The sequence below is a fragment of the Acidiferrobacter sp. SPIII_3 genome (assembly GCF_003184265.1).
Taxonomy (GTDB): Bacteria; Pseudomonadota; Gammaproteobacteria; order Acidiferrobacterales; family Acidiferrobacteraceae; genus Acidiferrobacter.
Map to the genome: position 1 here is coordinate 2,056,437 of NZ_CP027663.1, position 25,728 is coordinate 2,082,164.

A 25,728-nucleotide genomic window follows, 5' to 3' on the forward strand; every position below is an offset into this window, starting at 1 on the left:
CATCCTGAAAAATTCCTTGCCGTTTTTGATTAACTGCCGGTCATCTCGTCCAAACCGCGCGCCTTGACGCAAGCGTCGATCTCCCTCAAGGTGCCAAGCAGGCGCTCGAGGCGCGCAAGCGGCCAGGCGTTGGGCCCATCGCTCAAGGCCCGGTCCGGATCGGGATGGGTCTCCATGAAGACCCCCGCCACCCCGGACGCCACCGCCGCGCGCGCCAGCACCGGCACATACTCGCGCTGGCCGCCCGAACACGACCCCTGCCCACCTGGCAGCTGCACCGAGTGCGTGGCATCGAAGACCACGGGGCATCCGGTCTCGCGCATGATGGCAAGACCGCGCATATCCGAAACGAGATTATTATACCCAAACGAAGCACCACGCTCGCACACCAGGATGCGTCCCTCGCCGCCGGCGGCGCGCGCCTTCTCCACCACGTTCTTCATGTCGCCCGGGGCCAGGAACTGCCCCTTCTTGATATTCACGGGCCGACCCGCGGCCACCACCGCCTGGATAAAGTCGGTCTGTCGGCACAGAAACGCCGGGGTCTGCAGCACATCGGCGACCTCGGCGACCTCCGAAATCTCGGGGATGTCATGGACATCGGTCAGCACCGGCACGCCCACCGTGTCGCGCACCTCGGCCAGGATCGCAAGTCCGGCATCGCGCCCGGGCCCGCGAAACGAGGTATGCGCGCTGCGATTGGCCTTGTCGAATGACGACTTGTAGATGAAGGGAATTGACAGGCGCGCAGTCAGCTCCTTCAGCGCCTGCGCGGTCTCCAGAGCCAGCGATCGCGATTCGATCACGCACGGTCCGGCGATAAGAAACAAGGGCTGGTCCAGCCCCACCTCGAAACCGCAAAGCTTCATGTCGAATCGGCCTGCCGCGCGGCAACGAGCGCGCGCCGCGCGCGCGCCGCCTCGATGAAACTGCGAAACAGCGGGTGACCATCGCGCGGGTTGGATGTAAATTCGGGATGGAACTGCACCCCGATGAACCACGGATGATCCGGTAGCTCGACGATCTCCACGAGCGCCTGATCAGGCGAGGTTCCCGAGATACGCAGACCCTTTTCCGCGAGCCGTTCGCGATAGGTATTGTTGACCTCATAGCGGTGGCGGTGACGTTCCACGACGTTTGCCGCCCCGTATATCCCGGCCGCGCGACTGCCGGGCGCGAGCTCGCAGCGCTGGCCACCCAAGCGCATGCTGCCCCCGAGATCGGCACCCTCGGTACGCACCTCGCGTTGTCCCTGACTGCCCATCCATTCGGTTATGAGGGCGATGACCGGATGCGGAGTCTTGGGGTCGAACTCGGTGCTATGCGCGCCGGCGAGACCGACCTTGGCGCGCGCGAACTCGATGACCGCGATCTGCATGCCAAGACAGATGCCGAGATAGGGCACGGCGTTCTCGCGGGCATGGCGCACGGCCGCAATCTTGCCTTCCGTGCCGCGTCCGCCAAAGCCTCCGGGGACCAGGATCGCGTCATAGGTCGCGAGACAATCGACACCTTCACGCTCCAGGACCTCGGAATCGACGTAATGGATACGCACCTGCAGGCGCGTATGGATGCCGGCGTGGATCAGGGCCTCGGACAGGGATTTATAGGACTCCGTGAGATGCACATACTTGCCGACGATGGCGATATCCACCACCCCCTGGGGATGGTCGAGGGCGTCGTTCACCGCCCGCCACTGACCAAGATCGATGGCCTTGGCCTTCAGTCGCAACTGCTCGACCACGATGTCGTCGAGCCCCTGGTCATGGAGGATCTCCGGTATGCGATAGATGTTGTCGACATCGATCGCCGAAATGACGGCCCGCGCCGGGACATTGGTAAAAAGCGCGATCTTCTGCCGCTCATCCTCCGGCAGCCTGCGATCCGCGCGGCACAAAAGGACGTCCGGCTGGATACCTATGCCGCGCAACTCCTTTACGGAATGCTGCGTGGGCTTGGTCTTGATCTCTCCCGAGGCCTTGATGAACGGTACCAGTGTAAGATGCATGTAGACGGCATGCTGGCGCCCGTACTCCACCCCCATCTGACGGATGGCCTCGAGAAACGGCAGGGACTCGATATCACCCACCGTGCCGCCGATCTCGATCATGGCCACGTCGGCGGAGCCCGCGCCCTGCACGATACAACGCTTGATCTCGTCTGTGATGTGCGGGATCACCTGAACGGTCGCGCCGAGATAGTCCCCGCGGCGCTCCTTGCGGATCACATTCTCGTAGATGCGCCCGGTGGTGAAATTGTTGTCGCGGGTCATGGTCATGCGCACGAACCGCTCGTAGTGCCCGAGATCGAGGTCGGTCTCCGCGCCATCCTCGGTAACGAACACCTCGCCGTGCTGATAGGGGCTCATCGTCCCCGGATCGACATTGATGTAGGGATCGAGTTTCATGAGGGTGACGCGCAGGCCGCGCGCCTCGAGCAGCGCGGCAAGCGACGCCGCCGCGATCCCCTTGCCCAGCGAAGATACGACCCCGCCGGTCACGAATATGAACTTGGTCATCACAACCGTCCGGGCGCGCTTGGCGCCTGTCGAGTCCGGCCGTTGCCGCTGTCAGTTGGTTCCACTTCGCATAACCTCCTCGATCGGCCTGTCACGACTCGATATGAAAGACAAAACCCGGTTCGCCAGGCCCCGCCCTGAAAGGCGCGCACACCCAATGCCCGGCCACCGCGATCAATGCCTCGTCTGCATAGATCAAGACCGCACGCGAACGCTCCCACGGGGCGATACCCATCTCCTGCAGGAGCTTTTTCACCGCCCGGTGACCCCGGCCGGGCACGAGCACCCTCTGCCCGAAGGTCCGGGTTGCCACCACGAGCGGACGGTCAGCGATGCGCGAGGCCGCCACTCCCTGACCCAAGACTGGTACCGCCCGCAGCCGCCGCCCGTCGCTCAAGCCGAGATCCTGAAAAGGCGGGGCCCATGCCTGGGGCAAGGCGGGCTCGGCGCTTTCGTAATCCCCCGGGGTCCAGACCGCCCGCTCACGGTAACGCCGCAGCGCCCCGGCCCGCCCAAAGCGTAACACTTGTCGGCGACTCCGGGGAACCATGGCCAACGCCGCCAGCACCTCCGCCCCCTTGGCCTCGCTCATAGGCGGCCCCCCTTGCCCGCTGAGCCATGCACGCAGGACCGGGCCCTGGATGCCGGGCGCGAGCGCGAGCAACACGGGCAGACGCAACGCCCCGTCGGGGGCCGAACAGGCCGCCACATCCTGCGCCACATAGGCGCAAAGCAGCTCCTCGGCCGAACGCGCATGGCGGGCGGCGCGGTTTATGGACTCGACGGCTCGCGGCCAGCGCGCGGTGATCACCGGCACCAGGGCGTGACGGACATAATTACGCGCATAACGCGTATCGTCGTTGCTGGGGTCATGGACGAAGGCCAGGGCGTGCTCGGCGGCATAGGCCGCCAGCGCCGCCTTGGGCACCGCGAGCAGCGGTCGCGCCAGCCGTCCCGGGCCGAACGCGCGTATCCCGGCCATGGCGGAAAGCCCGGCGAGCCCCGCCCCGCGCAGCAGCCGCAAAAGCACGGTCTCGGCCTGATCGTCGGCATGATGCGCGGTCACCAGGACCTCCCCGGGGCGCATGCATGCGGACAACACCTGATAGCGGGCGGCGCGCGCATCGGCCTCCGGCCCCTCGCCCGTCCGCGTCACGGTCGCGCGCACCACCTCGCAGGGCACACCCATCGCCGTCGCCGCCGCCCGCACCCGCGCGCCCCACGCGCCCGCCTGTCTCTGGAGGCCATGATCGACATGGATGGCGCGCACCGAGTGCCAACCAAGACCGCTCATGGCATGCAGAAGCGCCAGGGAATCGCCGCCACCACTTACCGCCACCACGATATCGTCGGACGCCTTCACCCCAAGTCCGGCAAGGGCCCGGGACAGGTATGGGCCACAAAATCTAACGTTCTTCAAATTGTCCGTACTGGCGCAGCCGAAGCTGCCGGCGCGTGAGCAGATCGTCGGTCGGCAGCGCAACGAGGTCGGATATCGCGCGGTGCAAGGCCTCTTTCAGGCCGTTGGCCGCGGCCTCGTAGTCGCGATGCGCCCCACCAAGCGGCTCGGCCACGACCTCGTCGATGAGCCCCAGGCGCTTTAGGCTCTCGGCCGTGATCCCCAGCGCCTCGGCCGCGAGTGCCGCCTTGTCGGCGCTCTTCCAGAGTATCGAGGCACAGCCTTCCGGGCTTATCACGGAATAGGTGGCATACTGAAGCATCAGCATGTGATCGCAGACCCCGATCGCGAGCGCGCCGCCCGAACCCCCCTCGCCGATCACGGCACTCACGATCGGCGTCTTCAAGGTCGCCATCACAAACAGGTTGCGGGCGATCGCCTCGCTTTGCCCGCGCTCCTCGGCACCGACCCCGGGATAGGCACCCATCGTATCGATCAGGGTGATAAGCGGCATGCCAAAGCGCTCCGCCAGACGCATGATGCGCAAGGCCTTGCGGTAGCCTTCGGGCCGTGGCATCCCGAAATTGCGCCGCACCTTCTCGCGGGTGTCACGACCCTTTTGATGGCCTATGACCGCCACGGGCACGCCCTCGAGACGGGCCACTCCGGCCACGATCGCCGGGTCATCGGAATACAGCCTGTCGCCGTGCAGCTCCTCGAAGTCCTGAAAGACCCGCCCCACATAATCCAGGACATAGGGGCGTTGCGGGTGGCGCGCGAGCTGCGAGACCTGCCAGGCGGTGAGCGACGCGAAGATCGACTGCGTCAGGCGATGGCTCTTGGCCCGCAGGCGCGCGATCTCCTCGTTGATATTGACGCCCGAACTCGAATCCAGGAATCGCAGGGCGTCGATCTTGGCCTCGAGATCGGCGATCGACTGTTCGAAATCGAGGTAATTTTGATTCATTCTACCCGTCCTGATAGATCAGTCGCGCATGGCCTTCCGGCACGAACACCTCCAACTGACGCATGATCGCCTCGCTCGGCATCACCCGCCAATCCTCACCGAATACCACGTCGACCACGCCCTCCGGGCGGTGATAATACACGGTGACCGGGCAATTCCCGGTGCGCGCAGGGTTAAGGATCTCGCGCAGACCATCCACAAAGCCCTCATCGCATCGGCCGTAGTCGATGTCCATGACAAGACGGGTCGCGAACGCCGCGCGCGCCTCGTCGATATTATAGATGGCCTCGGCGGTCATTTTGAAGCCACCCGAGTAATCATCGGTACTCACCGCGCCCTTGACGATGACGAGCGCATCTTTGACGATGCGTTCGCGGTAACGCTGGTAGAGTTCGCCGAACATCGCAAGATCTATGCGTCCTGTGCGGTCATCCAGGGTCACGAAGGCCATGCGATCGCCACGCCGGGTATTGATGACGCGAAGCGCGACCACAAGCCCTCCCACCATGACCGAGCCGTTCTCGGTGGGCCTCAAATCGGCGATGGTGGTCCTCGTGATGCGCTTTAGCTCCGCGGCGTATCGATCTATGGGATGCCCGGTCAGATAAAGTCCGAGGGTATCCTTTTCGGCCTCCAGCCGCTTTTCCATGGCCCACGGCTCGACAGCCACAAAATCCGGCTTGAATGCCATCGCATCGCCAAATAAATCGTCCTGACCCACCGCGGCATCACGCCCATGCTGCTCGGCGGTGCTCAGGGCGACATCCAGGGACGCCATCATGGCGGCCCTGTGCGGTCCCAGGGCATCGCAGGCGCCGGCCGCGATCAGACACTCATAAGCGCGGCGGTTGACCCGCCGGTCCACGACCCTCCGGCACAGATCGAAGAGATCCGCAAACGGCGTGGTGCCGCGCGCGGTCAACACCGCCTCGATCGCGCCTTCCCCAAGACCCTTGATGGCCCCCAGGCCGTAGAGAATCGTATGGTCGTCGATAGGCACGAACTCGTAATCACAACGGTTGATATCGGGCGGCAGGACCGTGATGCCCATCTCCCGGCATTCGGCGATCATGGTGACAACCTTGTCGGTCTTGTCCATATCCGCCGACAGCACGCCGGCCATGAACTCCGCCGGATGATGCGCCTTCAGCCACGCGGTCTGATAGGACAGGAGCGCATAGGCCGCCGAATGCGAGCGGTTGAACCCGTAGCCCGCGAACTTCTCGATCAGATTGAAGATGGCGGTGGCGAGCCGTGGGTCGCAACCGCGGGCGCGCGCGCCCTCGACGAAGCCCTCGCGCTGCTTGGCCATCTCCTCGGGCTTCTTCTTGCCCATCGCGCGGCGCAAAAGGTCGGCCTTGCCGAGGCTGTAGCCGGCCAATACCTGGGCGATCTGCATCACCTGTTCCTGGTAAAGAATGACGCCGTAGGTGGGCTTTAAGATCGGCGCCAGCGCCTCGTGCGGGTACTCGATGCGCGCGCGTCCATGCTTGCGGTTGATGAAATCATCGACCATGCCCGACTGCAGGGGGCCTGGGCGAAACAGCGCCACCAGCGCCACGACATCCTCGAAACGGTCCGGCTGCAGGCGCAAGATGAGATCCTTCATGCCACGCGACTCCAGCTGAAAGAGCGCCGTCGTCCGGCAGTGCTTCAAAAGACTGAAGGCCTCGGCATCATCAATCGCCAAAGACTCGATGGCGAGCGGCCCCAGGCCCTCCTGGGCGCGCCGGCGGTCTATCATGGCCACCGCCTTGGCGATGATGGTGAGCGTCCGCAACCCCAGAAAGTCGAACTTCACGAGCCCCAGGGCCTCGACATCGTCCTTGTCAAGCTGCGTCACGAACTGGTTGCTGCCGGCTTCGCAGTAAAGCGGCATGAAGTCGGTCAATGCGCTTGGTGCGATCACCACGCCGCCGGCATGCTTGCCGGCATTGCGCGACAGCCCCTCGAGCTTGCGCGCGGCATCAAGCAGCGCGCGCACGTCCTCCTCCTGTTCGTAGCGCTCCTTCAGCGCCGCCTCCTGGGCGATCGCTTCGTCGAGCGTAATGCCCAGATCGTGCGGAATGAGCTTGGCGAGCTTGTCGACGAAACCGTAGGGATGGTCCAGAACCCGGCCGACATCGCGCACCACGGCCTTGGCGGCCATGGTGCCGAAGGTGATGATCTGCGAAACCTTGTCGGAGCCGTAGCGCTCGGTGACATACTCTATGACCCGGTCGCGCCCGTCCATGCAGAAGTCGACATCGAAATCGGGCAAAGACACGCGTTCCGGATTCAAAAAGCGCTCGAATAGTAGATCGTATTCGATCGGATCGAGCTCGGTGATGCCGAGGGCATAAGCGACCAGCGACCCGGCGCCCGAACCACGCCCCGGCCCCACCGGCACCCCATTGTGCCGCGCCCAGGTGATGAAGTCGGCGACGATCAGGAAGTACCCGGAGAACCCCATCTTGACGATGACGGACAACTCATGGTCCAGGCGTTCGCGGTACGGTCCGTCGTGGGCGGCGCGTGCCTCGGGTGAGAACCGCGCCATGCGCCGCGCCAGCCCCGCAAGCGCATCGGCGCGCAGGACGTTATCGACCGAGGCCCCTTCGGGGACTGGGAACCGTGGAAGATAATAATCCCCAAAACGCAGCGCCACCGTGCACCGCCGGGCAATCTCGACGGTATTGGCAAGGGCTTCGGGGAGATCGGCGAACAGCGTCGCCATGTCCGCCGGGCTCGTCAGATACTGGCGATCTGTGTAGTGGCGTGGACGCCTGGGGTCGGCGAGCGTGCGGCCCTCGTGGATGCACACGCGGATCTCGTGGGCCTCGAAGTCCTCGGGCGCCAGGAAGCGCACGTCGTGGGTCGCCACCAGCGGAATCTTCAGGTGACGGGCAAGCCCCACGGCGCGCGCATTGTATTCCTCCTGCCAAGGCCTGCCATTGCGCTGCACTTCGACATAAAACCGACCCGGAAACAGCGCCATCCAGACACGCGCCGCCGCATCCGCCTTGTCCTTGTGGTTGCCGATCAAAAACTGCCCGACATCCCCGTCCTGCCCCCCCGACAAAGCGATGAGGCCATCGCTATTCCCCTCGAGCCACGCCTTCTCGAGACAGGCGCGGCCACTGCTTTGGCCTTCACTGTAGGCGCGCGTCAAAAGCCGGCTCAGGTTGCGATAACCGTTGAGGTTCTGGCAGAGCAGCGCGGCGCGATAGGGTCGTTGCGGGTCATCGCTGCGCACAAACACGTCCGCCCCCAGGATGGGCTTGATCCCCGCCGCCACCGCCTTGTTGTAGAACTTCACCATGCCAAACAGGTTGGCAAGATCGGTCAGCGCCACCGCCGGCATGCCTTGGTCATGGCAGGCGTTGACCAGTTCGTCGAGGCGCAGCAGACCATCGGCAAGGGAATACTCCGAATGGACGCGCAGATGGACGAAGCCCGTCATGCCCGACCCCCTTTAGGACCCGCGGCGTGCGTCACGCACGGGCGCGAAACTCATGCGATGCAAAGGGCACGAACCAAGACGCGCCAATGCCTCCAGATGACGGGCGGTGCCATAGCCCTTGTGCGTAGCGAAGCCGTATTCGGGGTAGATGGCGTCCCAGTCACGCATCTCGGCATCGCGCGCGACCTTGGCCACGATCGACGCCGCGGAGATCGCCGGCACGCGCGCGTCCCCGCGCACGATGGCGCGTGCTGGGCACGGCAACACCGGTACATGCACACCATCCACCAACGCCAGATCAAGGGTGAGCGCGAGATTGTCCACGGCGCGGCGCATGGCAAGCCACGCCGCCTGCAGAACGTTCAGGCGATCCACCTCGGCGGCGCAGGCCTGGCCGAGCGCCCAGGCCTGCGCACGCGCCCGGATCTCGCCTGCCAGGCGCTCGCGCGCGCGTTCCGTCAACCGCTTGGAATCCTTGAGACCCATAAGTCCGTGGCGCGGCCCCAGCACCACGGCCGCCGCCACCACGGGCCCCGCGAGCGGGCCCACGCCGACCTCGTCGATGCCAGCTACGATGCGCATGACATGACCCCAGGCGGCGTGCCGCGCGCGCCGACCAACTCCAGGACCGCCGCTGCCGCGCGATCACTCGCGCCACACCCAAGGTGCGCGCGCAGCTCGACGAACGCCGCGGTCATCTCCGCCCGACGTCCGGGATTCTCCAGGAGATCCTCGGCGGCACGCACCAGGCCGTCGGCCGTGGCCGCATCCTGCAGCAACTCCGGGACCACGCCGCGCCCGAGCAACAGGTTTGGCAACGACACATAAGGGGCCCGTGCCAGCAGGCGCGCAAGCCCGTAGGTGATGGGCGAGAGCCGGTAGACCACGACCATGGGTCGTCCGACCAAGGCGGCCTCCAACGCTGCCGTCCCCGAGGCCAAAAGAACCACGTCGGCGGCGGCCATCGCCTGCCGCGCATGCCCGTGAAGGCGCGTGATCGGAAGATCGAAGGCCTGGAGCTCGGTCAGGGTCTTGTCGAAGATTGCGAGCGTCTCGCGATTGACAAACGGCGCGACGAATCGGCCGTCCGGGTAACGTAGGGCGAGGCGCTGGGCGGTCTTCACGAAAAGCCCGGCATGGGCGCGTAATTCGGTTACCCGGCTCCCGGGCAGCAAAGCGATCACAGGCCCCCTCCCGTCCAGGCGCAATTCGGCACGCGCCTTGTCGGGGGATGGCTGCGCCTCTATGGCGTCGGCCAGCGGGTGACCGACGAATACGGCGTCGGCGTGCCCGGTGTAGTACTGAGGCTCGAAGGGAAACAGGGCCAACAGCCGGTCGGCGCTCGCCGCCACCGTGCGCACGCGATAGCGGCGCCATGCCCATACCGTGGGACTGACATAATGCACCGTTCGAATCCCGTCGCGCCGCAGCGCGCGCTCGAGCGCGAGCGTAAAGTCCGGGGCATCGATGCCGATCACGACGTCCGGACGGGTCTTGCGGAAATAGGCGATAAGATCGCGGCGAATGCGCAGGAGATCACGCAGGCGTCCGGCCACCTCGGAGATCCCCATGACCGACAGGGCCTCCATGGGAAACTGGCTCAAACCGCCCTCGGCGGCCATCGCCGGCCCGCAGATACCCTCGAACGCGCAGGGTGTGACCGCCTTCATGGCCTTCATGAGACCTGCGCCGAGCATGTCGCCCGACACCTCGCCGGCCACGATACCCACGCGCAGGGCCATTATCGGATGATGCCCCGACCCTCGACCTTGAGAAAGCGCGCCAGAACATCGAGTTCCGGGTGTTCGGGCACCAATTCCTCGATTTTGGTGATCGCCTCCTCAAGTCTAAGGCCCGACTTGTAGAGAATCTTGTAGGCGCGCTTTAGCATATGGATGGCCTCTGTCGAAAACCCCCTCCTGCGCAGACCGGTCACATTGATCCCGTAGGGTTGTGCGCCATTGCCCGCCGCCAGCACATACGGCGGGATGTCCTGCACGGCCACCGTGGCGGCACCCGTCATGCAGTGGTCCCCGACCCGGCAAAACTGATGGATGCCGGTAAAGCCGCCCAGAACCGCATGATTGCCGATCTCCACGTGCCCCGCGAGACTGGCGCAATTGGCAAACACCGTATGATCGGCGATACGGCAATCATGAGCGATGTGCACATAGGCCATGAACAGATTGTCGTTGCCAATACGCGTCACCCCGCCACCGCCGGCGGTACCGCGGTGGACCGTACAGTACTCCCGAAACACGTTACGGTCGCCGATTTCAAGCACCGTGCGCTCACCGCCGAACTTCAAGTCCTGCGGCACCTCGCCTAGCGACGCGAACTGAAAGACCTTGTTGTTCCTTCCTATCCGGGTCGGCCCCTGGATCACAGCGTGCGGCCCTATCCATGTCCCCGCTCCGATCACCACCTCAGGCCCTATGACGGTAAACGGCCCGATATCCACGTCCGCGCCGATCTCCGCCCGCGGATCGACGACAGCCTGGGGGTGAATCATGCCATCTCCTTGTAGGTACACATGAGCTCGGCGGTCGAGCATATCGCCTCGTCGACCGAGGCCGTCGCCTCGAAGCGCCATATGCTCTGCATTTTGCGCGTGAGCTTCACATCCAGCCGTAGCTGGTCCCCTGGGCCCACCTGGCGCTTGAAACGTGCCTTGTCGATCCCCACAAACAGGTAGATGCCGCCATCGGCCGGCATTTTACCGAGCGTCTTGAACGACAGGATGGCGCAGGCCTGGGCCATGGCCTCGATCACCATCACCCCGGGCATGACCGGATACTCGGGGAAATGCCCCTGAAAGAACGGCTCGTTGATCGTGACGTTCTTGATCGCCACCAGCGACTCATTCGGGACATAGTTTAGTACCCGGTCGACCAAGAGGAAGGGGTAGCGGTGCGGAAGGTGCTTTAGCACCTCTTGAATGTCCAACGTATTCAATGTTTTCCCCCTGACAGGATCTGCTTTATTGTCTGCTCGACGCGGCGCAGGCGCCGTGCCAATTCATCCAGATGGCGAAACCGCCCGAGATTACGCGCCCACACGTCGGCATCGGCCGCCGGCAGGCTCGACGAATAGCGCCCCGGGCCGCTCACCGAACCCTTAAGAAAGGACATCGCGGTCACCTCGACGTCGTCGCCCACCGTGATATGGCCCATGATCCCCGATCCACCCGCTATGAGGCAGCGCTTTCCGATGACCGCGCTCCCGGCGACGCCGACACAACCGGCCATCGCCGTGTGCTCGCCCACCTTCACGTTGTGGGCGATCTGGATCAGATTATCGAGCTTCACGCCGTCTGCGATCACGGTGTCTCCGAGCGCGCCACGGTCTATGGTGGTGTTAGCCCCGACATCCACCTCGTTCCCTATGACTACGCGCCCGAGCTGGGGCACCTTGAGCCAGCGCCCATCCGTCTCACGGACATAACCGAAGCCTTCGCCGCCTATCACCGCGCCCGGTGATATCACGCAACGCTCGCCTATCACGCAGTCGTGCATGATCACGGCGCGCGCCTCGATACGCGTGCCCGCGCCCACGACGCAACGCTCGCCCACCACCGCCCCGGCGCCGATCAGCGCCTGATGTCCGACGCACGCGTATGCCTCGATCACCGCCTGCGGTCCTATGCTCGCGCTGTCGGCCACGCTCGCGCTTTCGTGTATGACGGCGCTCGGATGGCGGCCGGGCTGAATGGGCCCCGGGGGATGAAGCAGGCGGGCGATACGCGCGAAGGCGACCCGCGGATCATCGCACAAAAGCGCGTTCCCCGAAAACACGCCGCTGTCCTCGGGGTGGAGAATGAGCGCACCCGCCCGGCTCTCCGAGATGAGCGCGCGATAGCGCGATGACGCACAGTAGGCGACGTTTCGGGGACCCGCGCGATTGAGCGGCGCCACCGCGTCGATCTCGATCTCCCCGCGCCCCCGCAACGTGACCTCAGCCGCGTCCGCCAATTCCCGCAATGTATACGCCATGTCTGTCCGGGTCGCGCCCGCCTCCGCCCGCCTTCTCGTCTCGAAGCCTAGCCACCGGCGCCGGTTCCCGCTAGTACATAAAGAGCGTGCCCAAGGTGAACTGGACGGCGCGCGTCTGGTCGCCCGGCCGGGCATTCAGCGGTCGGGCAATGCTGATACTAAGCGGCGCAATCGGCGAGAACCAGTCGAAGGCTATGCCAAACGACGTACGGATCTGGCTGAACTGGATGGGCTGGCCCGGGCCGTATACCTGGCCGGCGTCTATGAACGTGGACAGGCGCATGGAGCGATTATGCGGGCTGGTGCCGGGCACCGGGAAAAAGAACTCGGCACTCGCCAGCACGCGCTTGTTACCCCCGATCGGATCGTGCGGCGGCAGGATATCGCGCGGTCCCAGGGATTCATTCTGATAACCCCGTACGGAATTGGCGCCACCTGCATAAAAGTTCTTGAAAAACGGCAGGCTGTGCGTGTTTCCGTAGCCGTTACCATAGCTCCACTCATTGCTCAGCTTCAGGCTGTACTGGCGCCCGAACGGGAAGAACACACTGGCAAGATAGGACATGCGGTAGTACTCGAGGCTGCCACCGGGCAGGCCGATTTCCCCGCTCAACTGCTGATACGTCCCGCTGGTCGGGAAGATGGCGTTGTTCAGGGTGTTGCGTGACCAGCCGAACGTCGCCTTGATGATGTCATTGGTCGATCCATGCCGGGCCACGAACTGCTGTGCCACATAGGCACTGGTCGAGTTGACGGTGATCCCCACCCGTTCAGCGGCCAGACCGATGTTGATCGTGCGGTTGACACCGATCGGAATCCCATAAAACACCCCCGCCCCGACCGTGCTTTCGTTATACGCGGCGGTGTAGGCGGCCGCGGCATTGAACGAGCTGTCATAGATGTTGAACCCACGGCTGATCCCGGAACTCGTGTAATACGGGTTCACATAAGTGAGGTTGATGTCCTTGTAGGCCACCGACGTGTCAGCGGTCACCGACACCTCCTTGCCGGTCCCAAGCACATCCTGGTAGGTCACCGAACCATTGATGAAGATACCGTAGAGGTCGGAGTAACCGAGGCCGGCCACGATACTGCCGGTCGGGCGCTCCTTGACGTGCACATCGACATCAACCTCATTGGGGTGTCCGGGTACCGGCGGGGTGGTGACACGCACGTTGGTGAAAAAGCCAAGCCGCCTCAACAGCGTCACCGATTGCTTGATACGCTTGGCGGAAAACCACGCCCCCTCGTATTGGCGCATGGTGCGACGCAACACCGCATCCTGGGTGACCGTATTCCCGAAGAACCGGATGCGCCGCACATACACGCGCTGACCGGGTTCCACAAACAGCGTAAGCGCGATCGTGTGATTCTTGCGGTCCACCGCCGGCACGACGCGCACATTGGCGAAGGCGTAACCCCGATTGCCGAGCTTCCCGATGATGCGGCGCGTGCCCTTGGTGATGCGTTCGCGCGAAAAGACCTGTCCCGGCTTTAAGCGCATGAGGCGCGCAAGCGTCGCGGGCGACAGAACCTCATGTCCCGCAAAGCGATAATGCGATATCCGGTAGACATGACCCTCGCGCACATTCTCGGTCACATAGATCCAGTCCTTGTCGGGCGTGATCGCAACCACCGTCGACAACAGCCGGAAACGCAGATACCCGCGGTTCAGATAGAAGTTCTGCAGATTCTCGAGATCGGCCTCGAGCTTTTGACGCGAATAGCGGTCATTGCCGGTGAAGAAGCTAAAGAGATTCGGGGGGCCTAGCTTGAAGCGGCCAAGAAGCCGGCTTTCCTTATAACGATGGTTGCCGACGATGGTAATCTGCTTGATCCGCGCAATCTTGCCCTCGGTCACCGTGATACCCACCGCGACCCGGTCGCGCGGCAAGGGCTTTACGGTCGTGACCACGCGCGCCGCGTAATAGCCGCGATTGAAGTACTGGCGCCTCAACGCCTGCTTGGTCTCGTGCAAGAGCGCGCGATTGAACACGCGCCCCTTGGCAAATCCCATCTCCGCGAGCGATTTCAGGAGCTTCTTCGGCTTGATGACATGCGTGCCCTTGATCGTGATGCGCGCGATCGCCGGGCGCTCACTCACCGCCACGATCAGCGTATGGCCCTGCTCCATCAACTTCACATCCCGGAAGAAGCCGGTCTTGAACAACGCCTGGATGGCGCGCTCGGCGCGCGCCCCGGTGAGCGTCTCGCCCACACGCAACGGGAGATAGGTCATGACCGTGGCACGCGAAATGCGCTTTAGGCCCGTGACTTTGATGTGAGAGATCACGAAGGAGGCGGCCTGGGCCGTTCCCATGAGCGCGCCCGTCAAACAGAGCGCCGTCAACCATTTTTTCATTGCTTGAAGCCCGCCTCGTTGCTTATCCGAGAATCCGTGTAATGTCGTTGTAGAAGGCGAGCATCATGAGACCTAACAGCAGGGTCACGCCGACCCGCTGCCCCCACCCGATCGCCTGCTCCGAGATGGGCCCTCCCTTGACCCACTCGAGCAGATAGAAGAACACGTGGCCCCCGTCGAGGATAGGCACCGGCATCAGATTCAAAACTCCGAGACTGATGCTGACGACCCCGAGAAACATCAGGAAACTGGTGAATCCCACCTGCACCGAATAACCGGCATACTGCGCGATCGTGATAGGACCGCTGATGCTCTTCGGTGAGACCTCGAGCATCAACATCTTGCCAAGCATCTCGACCGTCAGACGACTCATGAGCCATGTGTCCTTCAAGGCCGCCCCGAGCGCTGCCAGTGGTCCGAATCGCACCACGACGCGCAGGTTCGGCGGTAACGCCGGAACGCGGATGCCCGCACCAATCTGGCCTATGCGCCGGGCTCCCACCTTAACGGCTTTTGGCGTGATGATCAATTGCCGCGTCCGCCCATGATGACGGACGTCAAAATGCAGGGGCTGCAAGGGATGGGCGCGGACGATGCGCGCAACCTGTGTCCAATTGGTGATGGCTTGTTGGCCGATGCGCGTGATGAGATCGCCGACCCGTAGTCCGCCACGGGCCGCCGGCGTGTGCGCGAAGACCTCGGCGATGCGCGGTACGAGACGTGGCTGCCAACCGCTGATCCCAAGCACCTCACCCAGGTGCCCCTTGCTCAGGGCACGGGCATGGACGTGGCGCAGATCGAGGGTCAAGACGCGTTCATGGCCGCCCTTGGTCAGGACCTGCACGTGCACCTTGGCATGCTCCAGGGCCTTCTGAAAGAGATAGAGCCGATCCTGTCCGAGGCTCTGCACCCGCCGACCGTTGATGCGCGTGATCAGGTCTCCGGCACGCAGACCGGCGGCCTGCGCCGGCGAGTGCGCCGCGACCCTGCCGATGACAGGCTTAAGACCGGGCACGCCGGTCATGAACACCACCCAGTAGGCCAGGATCGCGAACAGGAAATTGAATCCGGGTCCGGCCAGCACGATGGCCGTGCGCTTCCAGAGGGCCTGACGGTTGAACGCCCGGTGACGCTCGGCCGGCGCCACATCACCCTCGTTCTCGTCTAGCATCTTCACATAACCGCCCAACGGTACCGCCGCCAGCACATACTCGGTGGCGTCGCGGCCGGCGCGACGCAGGATCAGCGGTTTCCCGAACCCCACGGAAAACCGTAGTACCTTGACCCCGAGACTGCGCGCCACAATGTAGTGCCCAAACTCGTGCACCACGATCAGGATACCGATCGCGAGTACGAAGCCGAGCAGGCTATAGCCGATCTGCGTCAACACGCCATGACCCCCTTCGCGCGATGGCCACCGATGACCCGGTGCGCACACTCACGCGCCATCCGATCCTCTTCCAGTATGGCCTCGATGCTCTCCGCCGGCACCACCGGCCGCGCCTCCAGGACCGACTCGATCACCCGGGGGATGGCGGCAAACGGCAGCTCGCGCGCCAGAAAGGCCTCCACCGCAACCTCGTTGGCGGCGTTTAGTACCGTGGGGGCGCTGGCACCGGCCACCGCGGCCGCGCGTGCGAGCCTAAGACACGGGAAACGGTCCTCGTCCGGCACCTCGAAATCCAGCCGCCCTACGGCTGCCAGATCGAGGCGCGCGACCCCCGCCTCGATGCGACCCGGAAACGCCAACGCGTGAGCGATGGGGGTGCGCATGTCAGGATTGCCAAGCTGCGCGAGCGTGGACCCATCGACATACTCGACCAGTGAATGGATGATGCTTTGCGGGTGGATCACCACGTCGATCTGCTCGGGCGCCGCCTCGAACAGCCGGCAGGCCTCGATCAACTCCAGGCCCTTGTTCATCAAGGTCGCGGAATCCACCGAGATCTTGCGACCCATGCTCCAGCGCGGATGCGCGCAGGCCTGCTCGGGGGTTATGGTGGCAAACTCGCTCGCCGGGGTGTTGCGAAACGGGCCGCCCGAACAGGTGAGCACGATGCGCCGCACTCCCGCCCCGGCCAACCCCGCGCGCGGCTGCGGCAAACATTGAAAGACCGCATTATGCTCGCTATCAAGCGGCAGGAGCTGCGCGCCGCTGCGACGCGCCAAGGCCATCAGCAGATGACCGGACATGACCAGCGGCTCTTTATTGGCAAACAAGACCCGTTTGCCGGCGGCCACCGCCGCCCACGCCGACTTAAGTCCGGCGGCCCCGACAATGCCGCACACGACGGTGGTCACGCGCGGATCGCAGACGATCCGTTCAAGCGCCGCGGGTCCGGCGAGCACCTCGGTGCCGGTATCCGCCAGCGACTGCGCAAGCCAGTGCGCCGTCTCCGGGGCATGGATGGCGGCCAGTGCCGGACGCCACGTCTGGCACAACGCGCGCAGCTCCTCGGCACGCTCATAGGCGCTCAAGGCCACTACCCGGAAACGCCCCGGATGGAGCTCCGCCACCTTCAAGGTGCTGATCCCTATGGAGCCCGTGGCCCCCAATACCGCAAGCCCCTGGACGGCTTCACGCCCCGGATGCCCCTCCTGCCTCATCGAACCCCCAGATAGCGCATGGTCCACACGAATAACGGCACCGCCGCTGTCAAGGCATCGATACGATCCAGGATGCCGCCGTGACCCGGCAACAGGCGGCCCGAGTCCTTGACGGCGGCCAGACGCTTGGCCTTGCTCTCGAGCAGGTCGCCTATGATCGAGGCCATGGCCACCACCGCCCCCAGCAGCGCGCCGCTGCCGGCCGTGAGGCCCGAAAGCGCCAGCCAAGAGGCGCCGATACCCCCGATGATCGCCGCCCCCGCGATCCCGGCCATGGCGCCCTCCACGGTCTTGCCGGGGCTTACGAGCGGGGCCAGGCGATGACGCCCAAAGGCGCGTCCCGCAAAATAGGCCGCGCTGTCGGCGGTCCACACCATGGCCAGCAGCCAGATCAGGAGCATCGGCCGCGAGGGATCCTGGGCCTTCAGCGCCAGGCATCCGCGCCACGCCGGCACCAATATCAGTATACCGGACAGGCACTTGACCGGCGCATGACGCCAGACCGGACTCGCCCGGTCACGGAACACGAATACCTCGCCGGCCGCCCAGACCCACCATAGGATCGCCACCGCCATGACCGCCGAAAGCGGTAGCAGGAGGCTTGCCAGCCCCAAGAGCGCGGCGAGCGCGGGAAACGCAAACCGCGCCACCGGCCGCCGCGCCGCGAGCCCCGACCACTCGAAGGCCGCCAGCAGCGTCACCACGCCCAACAATATCCCGACCCCGGCAGTGTTCAGAAACCATAGACCGGCGAGCAACAGGGCACCCGCGAGAAGCGCCGTCAGCAGGCGCTCCTTAAGCACGCCACGCCGCCTCGACCTGGTCCCCCGTGCGCCCGAACCGTCGCTGGCGCCCGGTGAAGGACTCCAGGGCCAGATCGAACTGCTTGCGGTCGAAGTCGGGCCATAGTACGGGCGTGAAATAGAGCTCCGTATAGGCAAGCTGCCAGAGCAGAAAATTGCTGATGCGCTGTTCACCGCCGGTGCGGATGAAGAGATCGGGCTCCGGGACGCCGGCCATGCTGAGATAGGGTTCCAGGGTCTCGGGGCTGATGTCGCCGGACAAAAGCCGGCCGGCACGCACCTCCTCGGCGATACGGGCGCACGCCTGGGCGATATCCCACCGACCGCCGTAGTTGGCGGCGATGGTGAGACGCAGGCGGCGATTGTTGGCGGTCAAGGCCTCGGCGTCGCGCACGCGCTGCACGATGTCGGGCCCGAAGGCGGCGATGTCGCCGATGGCGCGGAACTGGATATCGTTGTCATGGAGCTTTGCAATCTCGCGCTCCAGCGCCAGCAGGAACAGCTGGCGCAGCAAACGGACCTCGAGCCGCGGGCGGCGCCAGTTCTCGCTGCTGAAGGCAAACAACGTCACCGCCTTGATGCCCTTCTCGGCGCACGCCGCGACCAGTTCGCGGACCGTCTCCACACCCTTGCGGTGTCCCTGGATGCGGGCCTGCCCGCGGGCCTTGGCCCAGCGACCGTTACCGTCCATGATCACCGCGACATGGGCGGGGAGACCCCCTGTAATGGCACTTTGATCCGTCGTCTTCATAACACAAGTATAGGCACACTCGGGCGCCTGAGGTTAGATCTCCAGGATGTCGCGTTCCTTCGCGGCGACCAGCTTGTCGATTTCGGCGATGAACTGGTCTGTGGCCTTTTGCACGGCCTCGACAAGCCGCTTCTCCTCATCTTCCGAGAGCAGCTTCTTCTTGACCTGATCCTTCAAATGATTGTTCGTATCGCGACGGATGTTGCGCACCGCGATCTTGGCATTCTCGCCCTCGCTGCGCGCCACCTTGCCAAGGTCCCGACGACGCTCCTCGGTCAACGGCGGCATGGGGATGCGGATGGTCATGCCGGACGTCACCGGATTAAAGCCGAGCCCGGACTCCAGAATGGCGCGCTCGATCGCCGCCACCATGCCCTTCTCCCAGGGACTCACGACCAGATTGCGGGCATCGGCCACGGTGACGTTGGCCACCTTCGGGAGCGCGGTCCTGGTACCGTAGTAATCGACCATGACGTGGTCGAGGAGCGCGGTATTGGCGCGCCCGGTGCGAATACGGCCGAGCTCCGCCTTCAAGGCCTCGACGGACTTGGCCATGCGCGCCTGGACGTCTTTCTTCAGATCCTCACTCACATGCCGCTCCTTCTTCGACTAAAGTCCCTTCATCGGCGCCGGCGAGGATGCGCGCCAGGGCCCCGGGCGAGGTCATGTCAAAAACGCGCAAGGGCACGCGAAACTCCCGCAATAGCGCGATCGCCGTGGCATCCATCACCCCGAGACGGCGCTGCAGCACATCGTCATACCCAAGCCGCCGGTAGCGTACGGCGCCCGGGTCGCGCTTGGGGTCCGCCGAATACACGCCGTCGACCTTGGTGGCCTTCAGCATGATCTCCGCGCCCACTTCCAGGGCCCGAAGGCTTGCCGCGGTATCGGTGGTGAAGAACGGATTGCCGGTGCCGGCTGCGAACACCACGACCTCGCCCCGCTCCAGACACTCCAAGGCCCGACGCCTGTCGAAGGGGGGTACCGCGGTACCGACGGCAAGCGCCGACTGGACATGGGCGGTCACCCCGGAAGAGCGCAGCGCCTCGACCAGCGCCAGCGCATTCATGACTGTGGCGAGCATGCCCATGAGATCGGCCTGCGCCCGGTCCATGCCACGCGCCGAACTCGACACCCCGCGAAAGATGTTCCCGCCGCCGATCACAATCGCAAGACCCGTGCCGCAAGCGCCCTCGGCCACTGCCGCGGCCACGGTGTGCAAGACCTCCGGGTCGATCCCGTAACCCGCGGTCCCCATCAGGGCCTCGCCGCTCAACTTCAGGAGCACGCGCCGGTAACGCGCCATGGATCAGCTTCCCTTGACCTGTGACATCACTTCCGATGCGAAGTTGCTGACCTCGCGTTCGATCCCCTCACCCACCTCCAGCCGGAAGAAGCGTCTGGCCTCGGCCCCGGCCTTCTTCAATTGCGCGGCGACCGTAGTCTCCGGATCCTTGACGAACGCCTGACCTGTCAGTGTGATGTCATCGAGGTACTTCCGGACCTTGCCCATCACCATCTTCTCGATGATCTCCGGGGACTTTCCCGAACCTTCGGCCTGCGCCACATAGATGGCCTTTTCGCGGGCCACGACATCCGCCGGAACGTCCTCCGGCCGGACATAGGCGGGCTTGCTTGCGGCGATATGCATAGCGAGATCGCGGGCGAGCGCCGCGCCCCCGCCGGCAAGCGACACCAGCACGCCGATACGCCGCCCATGCACATAGTGCCCGAGCACGCCGCCCTCGGCATCGAGGCGCACGAACCGTCGTACCGTCATGTTTTCCCCAAACTGCGCCACGAGCGCCGCGCGCGCCTCAGCCACCGTGCCCCCGCCAGGGAAGGCTATCGCTGACAAGGCCTCCAGATCCGCGGGGTTGTGGTCGACGACCAGGGCCGCGAGCGTCTGTGCGAAGGCCGCGAAGCGCTCCTCCTTGGCCACGAAATCCGTCTCGCTATTGACCTCCACCAACGCACCCACCTGACCGCGCGCATCGACATGGGCGCCGATGGCCCCCTCGGCCGCCACGCGGTGGGCCTTCTTGTCGACCTTGGCACCGGCCTTCTTGCGCAGGAGGTCGATGGCCGCCTCCATATTCCCGTCCGTCTCGGTGAGCGCGGCCTTGCACTCCATCATGCCCAGTCCGGTCCGTTCCCGAAGCTCTTTTACCTGTGCCGCTGAAATCGCCATATCCTGTCCTCGCGCGCATGCAAAAGGGGGGCATCCCCCCCTTTTGCCTCTCTCATATTCGCCATTACGCCGTCACGGCCGGGCACGGCCGCCACGGGCGGGCCGCGCCCCGGCCCCTTCCCGGCCCTTGGGACGCGACTTGCGGGCATCCGCAGCCCCAGGGCCATCGGCCTCGCCTTCCGCCTCGCCCGTATAACCCTCGTAGCCGGCCGCCGGTTTCTTGCGTGCGGCGGCGCGCGTCGCAGGGTCCTCCTTCACCTCGACAAACTCCTCGTCGCCGGAGGTCGGGAGGGTCGCTGCCGAACTCCGCCCTTCCAGCACCGCATCGGCCATGGTTCGGGCATAGAGAGTGATAGCCCGGCTGGCGTCGTCGTTTCCGGGTATGACGTAGTCCACACCATCGGTCTTGCAATTGGAGTCCACCACCGCGAGCACCGGGATCTTCAGCTTGTTGGCCTCGCTCACAGCGATGTATTCATGGCCCACATCGATCACGAACAGCGCGTCCGGCAGGCTCGGCATGTCCTTGATGCCGCTCAGACTGCGATCCAGCTTGGCGCGCTCGCGCTCGAGGGTCAGCGTCTCCTTCTTGGATAGCTTCTCGGCCCCGCCACCCTCGGCGAGCAGCTCCTCCAGCCGCTTCAGGCGCTCGATCGAACGACGCACGGTCTTGTAATTCGTCAGCATGCCGCCGAGCCAGCGATGATCGACATAGGGGCAACCGGCACGGATGGCCTCGGCGCGCATGATCTCCGCCGCCTGCCGCTTGGTGCCGACAAACAGTATCGTGCCCTTGTTCGCCGCCAATTTACGCGCGAAGGCCGCCGCTTCATTCAGCATCGGCAGCGACTTCTCGAGATTGATGATGTGGATATTGTTGCGCTCGCCAAAGATATAGGGGCGCATTTTCGGGTGCCAGAAGCGGGTCTGATGTCCAAAATGGACCCCGGCCTCCAGCATTTCACGCATTGTGACGCTAGCCATGACATCTCTCCCAACGGGTTTGTCCACCGCAGGTCCCGGTCGCCGACTCAAGGCCCATGGCCCCAAGCACCCGAACGCCGTGACGACCTGCGTGCGATAATGCCTCGAAACGAGGACGCGAGGGGATCCTCGCGTGGCCGCATGCTACCACGGGTACGAGGCTCGTAACAGTACTGGGCGAATCGCGCGGCGACGACGCCATGGCCTTCCCAGGTTGAATACCGACGGCGGACAACGGACAATACACCGACATTCATTGTCGACCCCCCAGACTTCTGATGCCCATTACGATCAAGACCGAAGCCGAAATCCGCAAAATGCGCGTCGCCGGGCGGCTTGCCGCCGATGTCCTGGAGATGATCGCACCTCATGTGGTCCCCGGCATCACCACAGGCGAGCTCGACCGCATCTGTCATGACTATATCGTGTACACCCAAAAAGCGATCCCGGCGCCGCTCAATTACCGAGGCTTTCCGCGCTCCATCTGCACCTCGGTCAATCACCAGGTCTGTCACGGTATTCCCGGCGACCGTGTATTGAAGCGCGGCGACATCGTCAATATCGACATCACCGTGATCAAAGACGAGTATCACGGTGATACGAGTCGCATGTTCTATGTGGGAGAACCCTCGATCGCCGCGCGTCGCCTGACCGAGGTCACCTATGAATGCCTGGTGCGTGGCATACGACTCGTACGCCCCGGCATCCATCTGGGTGATATCGGTCACGCCATCCAGACCTTCGCCGAAGGCCAGCACTACTCAGTGGTGCGCGAATACTGCGGACACGGCATAGGCCGCGCCTTCCATGAGGACCCGCAGGTCCTGCATTACGGGCGCCCCGGGACCGGCGTGACGCTGGAGGCGGGCATGATCTTCACGATAGAGCCCATGATCAATCAGCGCGCCGCCGGGGTGAAGCTTCTGCCTGACAACTGGACGGTCGTCACCCGCGATCACGGCCTCTCCGCCCAATGGGAACACACGGTGTTGGTGACACCCTCCGGATACGAGGTCCTGACCCTGCGCCACGACGAGACCATCTAAAGGGCCACACATGGCGACCAAGGCCGTGGTGCCGATCCTAGACCCGGACATCACGCGATTTCGCGAGAGGCTGCGTGCCGGTGATGCGCGCCTGCGGGCCACGCACGACGCCGAACTGCCGCGCCGGCGCCGGGGACTCGGGATCCAGGCGCTTCAGCTACGCACGGCGCTGATTGATGATGTCCTGCGCGAGGCCTACGCCCGGCACGAGTCCTTGCTTCCGAATACCGTGTCCGTGGCGCTCGTGGCGGTTGGGGGCTACGGACGCGGCGAACTCCACCCCGCCTCCGATATCGACCTGCTGTTGCTCCAAGACAGCCCTCGATACGCCAATACCCAGGCCTTCGCCGAACCCTTCCTGCGCTTTCTCTGGGATATCGGACTCACCGTGGGGCACAGCGTTCGATCGCATCACGACTGCCTGCGGGTCGCGCGCTCCGACCTCACGGTCATGACCAACCTCATGGAGGCGCGCCTGTTGACCGGCGACGAGGCGCTGCTCGCGCGCCTCGCGCACGACCTCGCGTCGCCTTCTCTATGGTCCAGCGCGCGATTCTTTGACGCCAAACTCGCCGAGCAGCGCTCGCGTCACACCCGTTATGACGACACCGGCTACAACCTGGAACCGAACGTCAAGGAAGGCCCGGGGGGGCTGCGCGACATCCATACGATCGGCTGGATCACCCAGCGCCACTTCGGTTCCGCCGACCTCCATGACCTCGTCAAGGTGGGCTTCCTGGACGAGCGCGAATACCACACGCTCATAGACGCACGGAACTTTCTCTGGCAGATCCGCAACGGCCTTCATCTCCTGGCGCGGCGGCGCGAGGATCGCCTGCTTTTCGACCATCAGCGGACCCTGGCCCAGAAGATGGGTTATGTGGACCGCCCGGGGCGGCTTGCCGTCGAACAGTTCATGAAGCGGTATTACCGCACGGTAAAGCAGGTCCAGCTTCTGAACGAAATCCTCCTACAACACTTCGCCGAGACCCTGCGCGCACCAAGGCGGCCGGTGATAAAGCCGCTAAGCCCCCGGTTCCGGGCCCGCAACGGCTTCCTGGAGGCCGTCGACGCGCACGTCTTCGCCGAAGACCCGCGCGCCATCCTCGACCTGTTCCGGGTTTTGCAGGAGCACCCCGCGCTCCAGGGTGTGCGCGCCGCCACCATCCGCCTGTTGCGGGCGCACCTATCCTTGATAGATGGGGCCTTCCGTCACGACCCGGCCACCCGATCGGCATTCCTCGCCATTTTGCGGGCACCGTCGGGCGTCACCAAGGCCTTGCGGCGCATGAACGCCTACGGCGTCCTCGGCGCCTATATCCCGGCCTTCGGCAAGATCGTGGGCCAGATGCAGCACGACCTCTTTCATGTCTACACGGTCGACGAGCACAGCCTGTTCGTCTTGCGTAATGTCCGGCGCCTTATGCAGCCTGAGTATCACGCCGAACTGCCGGGAGTAAGCGAGATCGGCCATGCGCTTGCCAAACCCGAACGCCTGTATCTGGCAGCACTCTTCCATGACATCGCCAAAGGGCGTGGCGGCGATCATTCCCGCCTCGGTGAATCCGAGGCCCGCGGCTTCTGCCAGCGACTCGGCCTGAGTGAGTATGACAGCGAGTTCGTCGCCTGGCTCGTGCGCCATCATCTCGTCATGTCCTGGACCGCACAACACACCGACATCTCGGATCCGGGGATCATCGCCGATTTTGCGCGGCTCGTAGGCGACCGTGAGCATCTCGACAACCTCTATGTGCTTACCGTGGCGGATATCCGCGGGACCAGCCCGAGCGTGTGGAACGACTGGAAGGGACAGTTGCTCGCAGGTCTCTATCGCGATGCGACACGCGTCCTGCGGCGCGGCATAGGCGAGGCCATCGCCATCGACGCGCGTGTTGCCGACGTGCGGCGTGAGACCCTGGAACGTATCGGGGACTGCGCACCTCGCGAGGCGATCGAGCAGCATTGGGCACGCATGGACGCAGACTACTTCCTGCGCCACGACGCCTGGGCCCTGGCCTGGCACGCCTGCGCCATCGCCCGGCACCGATCGGCGACGCTGCCCGTCATCGAGGCGCGCGTGCGTCCCGATCACGCCGCAGTCGAGTTTCTCGTCTTCAGCCCCTTGAGCGACGAACTTTTCGCTATAGTCACCGGCAGCTTGGAACGTCTCAATCTCTCGATCGTCGATGCCCGCATCCATATGGCCTCGGGCTATGCCCTCGACTGTTTCGTGGCGCTCACCGCCGACGGCAAGCCGCCGAACGCCCGCGAGTTGTCGCACATGACCAAACAGGTACGCACCGACCTTACCGCCGGATTTCGCGAGACCCCCGTCCGCCCCCTGCCCCGTGCCCTGAAAAATTTCCCGATCGCCACCGAGGTGCACTTCTCGTCGACCGCCAATGGCCAGCTCACAGTCATGGAGGTCATCGCTCAGGACCGTCCGGGACTGCTTCACCAACTGGCCCTGGCGCTTCTTGCCGGCCGCACGCGCATCGTGACCGCCAAGGTGGCGACCTTCGGGGAGCGCGCCGAAGATGTGTTCTTTCTCACCGACGAACGCGGTAAACCCTTCGGCCGGGGCGCCTCGCAACGCCTGACGGAACTCGCGGATGCCATTCGCGCGCGCCTGGACGGGGCGGCCCCGATTCCACGATAACGATCTG

At 64.5% G+C, this 25,728-nt stretch carries 20 protein-coding genes and 1 pseudogene; 2 read left to right on the forward strand and 19 right to left on the reverse strand.

The genetic code is table 11. The features are described from left to right. Positions 1–29 precede the first annotated feature (29 nt). From kdsA to rpsB, 19 genes and pseudogenes are all read right to left on the reverse strand, one after another. On the reverse strand, positions 30–869 hold the full coding sequence (kdsA, locus tag C4901_RS10390; RefSeq protein WP_110137266.1) for a 3-deoxy-8-phosphooctulonate synthase: 840 nt from the start codon (positions 867–869) through the stop codon (positions 30–32). Next, the gene (locus C4901_RS10395; RefSeq protein ID WP_205735941.1) at positions 866–2,518 is read right to left on the reverse strand and encodes a CTP synthase; all 1,653 of its coding nucleotides are present in this window, start codon (positions 2,516–2,518) and stop codon (positions 866–868) included. Before C4901_RS10395 ends, kdsA begins: the two co-directional genes overlap by 4 nt. A 91-nt stretch (positions 2,519–2,609) precedes the next feature. Then, positions 2,610–3,881 (reverse strand): tRNA lysidine(34) synthetase TilS, encoded by a 1,272-nt coding sequence (gene tilS, locus C4901_RS10400; RefSeq protein ID WP_168185668.1) that lies wholly within the window; start codon positions 3,879–3,881, stop codon positions 2,610–2,612. 43 nt (positions 3,882–3,924) lie between these two features. Next, positions 3,925–4,884 (reverse strand): acetyl-CoA carboxylase carboxyltransferase subunit alpha, encoded by a 960-nt coding sequence (locus C4901_RS10405; RefSeq protein ID WP_110137268.1) that lies wholly within the window; start codon positions 4,882–4,884, stop codon positions 3,925–3,927. 1 nt (position 4,885) lies between these two features. Continuing rightward, positions 4,886–8,326, reverse strand: coding sequence for a DNA polymerase III subunit alpha (gene dnaE, locus C4901_RS10410; protein WP_110137269.1), 3,441 nt, complete (start codon positions 8,324–8,326; stop codon positions 4,886–4,888). A gap of 12 nt (positions 8,327–8,338) precedes the next feature. After that, the gene (gene rnhB, locus C4901_RS10415; RefSeq protein ID WP_110137270.1) at positions 8,339–8,908 is read right to left on the reverse strand and encodes a ribonuclease HII; all 570 of its coding nucleotides are present in this window, start codon (positions 8,906–8,908) and stop codon (positions 8,339–8,341) included. Further along, positions 8,896–10,068, reverse strand: coding sequence for a lipid-A-disaccharide synthase (gene lpxB / locus C4901_RS10420; RefSeq protein WP_240611749.1), 1,173 nt, complete (start codon positions 10,066–10,068; stop codon positions 8,896–8,898). Before lpxB ends, rnhB begins: the two co-directional genes overlap by 13 nt. Next, the gene (gene lpxA / locus C4901_RS10425; protein WP_110137272.1) at positions 10,068–10,838 is read right to left on the reverse strand and encodes an acyl-ACP--UDP-N-acetylglucosamine O-acyltransferase; all 771 of its coding nucleotides are present in this window, start codon (positions 10,836–10,838) and stop codon (positions 10,068–10,070) included. Before lpxA ends, lpxB begins: the two co-directional genes overlap by 1 nt. Further along, positions 10,835–11,281: a 3-hydroxyacyl-ACP dehydratase FabZ gene (fabZ, locus tag C4901_RS10430; RefSeq protein WP_110137273.1), complete on the reverse strand. Its 447-nt coding sequence runs from the start codon at positions 11,279–11,281 to the stop codon at positions 10,835–10,837. The genes lpxA and fabZ overlap by 4 nt, the downstream gene beginning before the upstream one ends. Further along, positions 11,278–12,318, reverse strand: a complete 1,041-nt coding sequence (lpxD, locus tag C4901_RS10435; RefSeq protein WP_168185669.1) for a UDP-3-O-(3-hydroxymyristoyl)glucosamine N-acyltransferase — start codon at positions 12,316–12,318, stop codon at positions 11,278–11,280. Before lpxD ends, fabZ begins: the two co-directional genes overlap by 4 nt. 70 nt (positions 12,319–12,388) lie before the next feature. Beyond that, positions 12,389–14,680, reverse strand: coding sequence for an outer membrane protein assembly factor BamA (gene bamA, locus C4901_RS10440; protein ID WP_110137275.1), 2,292 nt, complete (start codon positions 14,678–14,680; stop codon positions 12,389–12,391). A 22-nt stretch (positions 14,681–14,702) separates the two neighbouring features. Beyond that, positions 14,703–16,070: an RIP metalloprotease RseP gene (gene rseP, locus C4901_RS10445; RefSeq protein ID WP_168185670.1), complete on the reverse strand. Its 1,368-nt coding sequence runs from the start codon at positions 16,068–16,070 to the stop codon at positions 14,703–14,705. Further along, complete coding sequence (gene dxr, locus C4901_RS10450; RefSeq protein WP_110137277.1) at positions 16,064–17,287, reverse strand: 1-deoxy-D-xylulose-5-phosphate reductoisomerase; 1,224 nt, start codon at positions 17,285–17,287, stop codon at positions 16,064–16,066. Before dxr ends, rseP begins: the two co-directional genes overlap by 7 nt. Further along, positions 17,284–18,090, reverse strand: a complete 807-nt coding sequence (locus C4901_RS10455; protein ID WP_168185671.1) for a phosphatidate cytidylyltransferase — start codon at positions 18,088–18,090, stop codon at positions 17,284–17,286. The genes dxr and C4901_RS10455 overlap by 4 nt, the downstream gene beginning before the upstream one ends. After that, positions 18,083–18,841: a polyprenyl diphosphate synthase gene (gene uppS, locus C4901_RS10460; RefSeq protein WP_110137279.1), complete on the reverse strand. Its 759-nt coding sequence runs from the start codon at positions 18,839–18,841 to the stop codon at positions 18,083–18,085. The genes C4901_RS10455 and uppS overlap by 8 nt, the downstream gene beginning before the upstream one ends. A 33-nt stretch (positions 18,842–18,874) precedes the next feature. After that, positions 18,875–19,432, reverse strand: a complete 558-nt coding sequence (frr, locus tag C4901_RS10465) for a ribosome recycling factor (RefSeq protein ID WP_110137280.1) — start codon at positions 19,430–19,432, stop codon at positions 18,875–18,877. Continuing rightward, a complete protein-coding gene (gene pyrH / locus C4901_RS18075; protein ID WP_110137281.1) occupies positions 19,425–20,147 on the reverse strand; it encodes a UMP kinase in 723 nt (240 codons plus the stop codon). Before pyrH ends, frr begins: the two co-directional genes overlap by 8 nt. 3 nt (positions 20,148–20,150) lie before the next feature. Continuing rightward, complete coding sequence (tsf, locus tag C4901_RS18080; RefSeq protein WP_110137282.1) at positions 20,151–21,032, reverse strand: translation elongation factor Ts; 882 nt, start codon at positions 21,030–21,032, stop codon at positions 20,151–20,153. A gap of 246 nt (positions 21,033–21,278) precedes the next feature. After that, positions 21,279–22,016: pseudogene (rpsB, locus tag C4901_RS10480) on the reverse strand (30S ribosomal protein S2); the annotation flags it as partial. 278 nt (positions 22,017–22,294) lie between these two features. On the opposite strand from rpsB, the gene map reads away from it, so the two are divergent. Continuing rightward, positions 22,295–23,062: a type I methionyl aminopeptidase gene (map, locus tag C4901_RS10485; RefSeq protein WP_110137284.1), complete on the forward strand. Its 768-nt coding sequence runs from the start codon at positions 22,295–22,297 to the stop codon at positions 23,060–23,062. Positions 23,063–23,072: 10 nt separating this feature from the next. Then, positions 23,073–25,721, forward strand: coding sequence for a [protein-PII] uridylyltransferase (gene glnD, locus C4901_RS10490; protein WP_110137285.1), 2,649 nt, complete (start codon positions 23,073–23,075; stop codon positions 25,719–25,721). The last annotated feature ends 7 nt before the right edge of the window (positions 25,722–25,728 follow it).